General features: G+C 36.4%; 4 protein-coding genes. 3 read left to right on the top strand and 1 reads right to left on the bottom strand.

Going from position 1 to position 3,316, the window contains the following annotated elements:
* The first annotated feature begins 69 nt into the window (after positions 1-69).
* The 3 genes from CD30_RS20780 (at position 70) to helD (ending at position 3,085) form a co-directional block, all read left to right on the top strand.
* Positions 70-198, top strand: coding sequence for a LysM peptidoglycan-binding domain-containing protein (locus tag CD30_RS20780; protein WP_408056825.1), 129 nt, complete (start codon positions 70-72; stop codon positions 196-198).
* A gap of 18 nt (positions 199-216) precedes the next feature.
* Positions 217-669, top strand: a complete 453-nt coding sequence (locus CD30_RS18725) for a CAP domain-containing protein (protein ID WP_408056824.1) — start codon at positions 217-219, stop codon at positions 667-669.
* 157 nt (positions 670-826) lie between these two features.
* A complete protein-coding gene (helD, locus tag CD30_RS18720; RefSeq protein ID WP_052126327.1) occupies positions 827-3,085 on the top strand; it encodes an RNA polymerase recycling motor HelD in 2,259 nt (752 codons plus the stop codon).
* 38 nt (positions 3,086-3,123) lie between these two features.
* On the opposite strand, the gene CD30_RS20235 is transcribed toward helD, so the two are convergent.
* A complete protein-coding gene (locus tag CD30_RS20235; RefSeq protein ID WP_156962320.1) occupies positions 3,124-3,261 on the bottom strand; it encodes a hypothetical protein in 138 nt (45 codons plus the stop codon).
* Between the last annotated feature and the right edge of the window lie 55 nt (positions 3,262-3,316).

The following is a 3,316-nucleotide window of genomic DNA, read 5'->3' as shown; positions in this document are numbered from 1 at the left end:
AATCAACATTTATTAGCGATTTATATAAATTATTTTTGACAATACGCTTAATTTCAAGGTGGTGAGAAAATGAAAAGACTTATACTAGCAATTGTTGTCGTGCTATTTAGTTTCCCAGTGGTAACTTCAGCTCAAGGTTTCGATGATTATGTTGTACAAAAGGGTGATAGTCTTTGGAAAATAGCAGTGAAATTCTAAATTGGATTCCAAAACATATTGGATGCAAACCCACTGCCGAATCCTAATTTAATTTATCCAGGACAAAAAATTAAAATCCCTAATATTGATAATATTAAAGCAATCGAAAATGAAGTAATTGCTTTAACAAATCAAGAACGTGCAAAACAAGGATTACCACCATTAAAACAAAATTGGGAGCTATCTCGTGTAGCACGTTATAAATCTGAGGATATGAGCGATAAAAACTATTTCTCGCATACATCCCCAACTTACGGGTCACCATTTGATATGATTAAAAACTTCGGAATTAGTCACAGTGCAGCTGCTGAAAACATTGCACAAGGACAAAGAACAGCTGCCGAGGTGGTAAAAGCATGGATGAATAGTAGCGGTCATCGAGCAAACATTTTAAATGGCACTTATACCGAAATCGGTGTAGGATATGATCCTGATGGAAACTACTGGACACAAATGTTTATAAAACGATAAAAAATGCCCTCGATTTTCACTCAACTGTTGAAATCGAGGGGTTTATTTTTGTACATAACTCTTATATTGCTCTAGCTTCACTTCACTTCTAAACTTTAGTAAGATTAAATTTATATGTAATTTGTGATTTCATTGCCTAGAGTGGAGGGGTTTTACGATGACAGAAGCAAAAGGAAATAACCAAGAAATAATCACTTCACATCCAGAATACCCGAAGGAAGTGGAACGATTAGCCTACACAATAAGATACATGGAAGATATCCTTAGAAAATCACAGGAAGATTTACAATCTGCTAATATTAAAATCCAAGAATCCATGGCAAATGTTGAATATTTAGACTCAAGTGATAGCTTTATCAACATTTTAACGAATTCCCGTTTTTTCGAACTGGCACGCACTCAAAAGGAAAGTCTAGAAGCTGTTAAGCAAAAGCCTTATTTTGCCCGCATTCACTTTCAACGTCCTAATGAGGCAGAGGAGTTTTTATATATTGGAAAAACTTCACTTATTCATAATGAAACCTTTGAACCGATTATTGTTGATTGGCGTTCACCTGTGGCAAATGTCTATTATGATGGGCGTCTTGGTGACGTTACTTATCGTGTTCGTGAAGAAGAATATTCAGGTCATTTATTTGCTAAACGGCAATACAAAATTGAAGACGGTAATTTAGTAAGCTTTCAGGATGTTGATTTAACAACAAACGATGACTTGCTGCAAGAAGCTCTTTCTGGAAAAGCAGATGTAAGGCTTACCGAAATCGTTGCAACAATTCAACAAGAACAAAATGAAATCATTAGAGCCCACTTACGCCAGCCTATTCTAGTTCAAGGAGCTGCTGGTAGTGGTAAAACAACGATTGCCTTGCACCGAATATCCTATTTTTTATATACAATGGGGGAGCATTTTAATCCTGAACAGCTTATGATTTTAGCGCCAAATAAGCTTTTTATAGATTACATTGGCGAGGTTCTTCCTGAACTTGGGGTAGAGCGAATTTGCCAAACAACTTTTGCAGAATATGTTCAAAATGCAACGGGTATCAAATTAAAATTACAAGACCCTAATGAACAGCTAGAACAGCTGATTGAAGGAAATGATCATACACTCCCCTCCTTTAACATTCCAAAAATAAAAGGTTCCTTGCAATACAAAGAGCTTTTAGATCGATTAATCAAAATGCATGAGATGAAGCTTGCTGCATTGTTTGATGAAGATGTATACATTGAAAAATATAAAATTATGCGTGGTAGTCACTTAAAAAAACTCTTTTTATTTGAGTTTAGCTATATGCCTATTGAAAAACGTCTTGAGCGGATTAAAAAGGTGATTCAAACTGAAGTGAAAAGAAAAGCAAAATCGGTTTTATCTTCATTAAATGCACGCTACGAAGAGATGATTGGCAAAGCGTTAAATGGATTTAGAGATCCTGATAAACGTCGAGAATACGTAACAAAATTCATTGATGAGCGAGACGCACGAATCCCACAAATTAAGACGGAAATTAAATCAACCGTTTCAACCTATATGCGACGCTTTGAAAAAGTAAAAATCAAAACAATGTATAGAACGTTTTTGACAGATCGTTTAGCACTACGAGAGCTAGCACCGGAATGGTCTTTTGAAGAGCAAGAACGCTTTATCCAGGCTCATACAAAGGAAAAATGGGCATTAGAGGATTTAGCGGCACTTTTTTACTTACATGCACAAATAAAAGGGATAAAAGAAGAGTGGAAAATGAGAGTCTTATTTATTGATGAAGTCCAAGACTACAGCTTGTTTCAACTAGCAGCGCTAAAATCGGGACTTGAAACTGATATGTTTACTCTTGTGGGGGACTTAGCTCAAGGAATTCACAGCTATCGCTCATTAACAGAGTGGGATTCTGTTTTGAAGCTCTTCCCAAGGGCAAACTTCTTTACATTGCAAAAAAGCTATCGAACTACCATTGAGATTATGGAAGTTGCTAATCAAATACTAGCGAAAATGAATGAAAACCTCCCATTAGTTGAACCGGTCGTACGCCATGGTAAAAGTCCATCCTTCGTTCAAAGTGAGACCTTTAATCCAAAACAAATAAAGGAGATTTATGAATCTTTAAAACAAAACGGGCATCATTCCGTTGCACTCATTTGTAAAACGTCTAATGAAGCAGCTTTCTTTACAGAAATGCTTCTGAATCATGATATTGATGCTGAAGTGTTAACAGAGACATCTGAGCTCGGCACCTCTAAACTTCTCGTCCTACCAAGCCACTTAGCGAAAGGGTTAGAATTTGATGCAGTGATTGTTGCAGCGTTTTCAATCCCCTATGCCGATACCGTTATAGACCGAAAACTTCTATATGTCGCTTTAACAAGAGCAATGCATGAGCTTTATATCGTGGGTCCTACGAAAAAAGCCTTTTTACTATAGAAAAAGAAAAGCTGTTCTACATTACTCATAGAACAGCTTTAATCTCTTGGAGGTAAACGAAAAAATTTATGTTTTCGACTTAACCTTTTTATGACGGCATTTTGAATATGTTTCCACACCGACTCTTTTTTCTTTTTTTCAACATCTTTTGGCTGCGGTAATGCAGGGATTCTCATAGTCACCCCTCCTCGTATATTAGTAGTAAGAGCTCTCTCCGATAGAATTTCCAGT

This window comes from Ureibacillus massiliensis 4400831 = CIP 108448 = CCUG 49529 (assembly GCF_000772965.1).
GTDB classification, from domain to species: Bacteria; Bacillota; Bacilli; order Bacillales_A; family Planococcaceae; genus Ureibacillus; species Ureibacillus massiliensis.
This window is presented reverse-complemented; position numbering and strand designations above follow the sequence as displayed.

Coding starts and splice junctions, on each gene's coding strand:
- CD30_RS20235 (WP_156962320.1), bottom strand. CDS start 3,261: ATGAGAATCCCTGCATTACCGCAGCCAAAAGATGTTGAAAAAAAGAAA.
- CD30_RS20780 (WP_408056825.1), top strand. CDS start 70: ATGAAAAGACTTATACTAGCAATTGTTGTCGTGCTATTTAGTTTCCCA.
- helD (WP_052126327.1), top strand. CDS start 827: ATGACAGAAGCAAAAGGAAATAACCAAGAAATAATCACTTCACATCCA.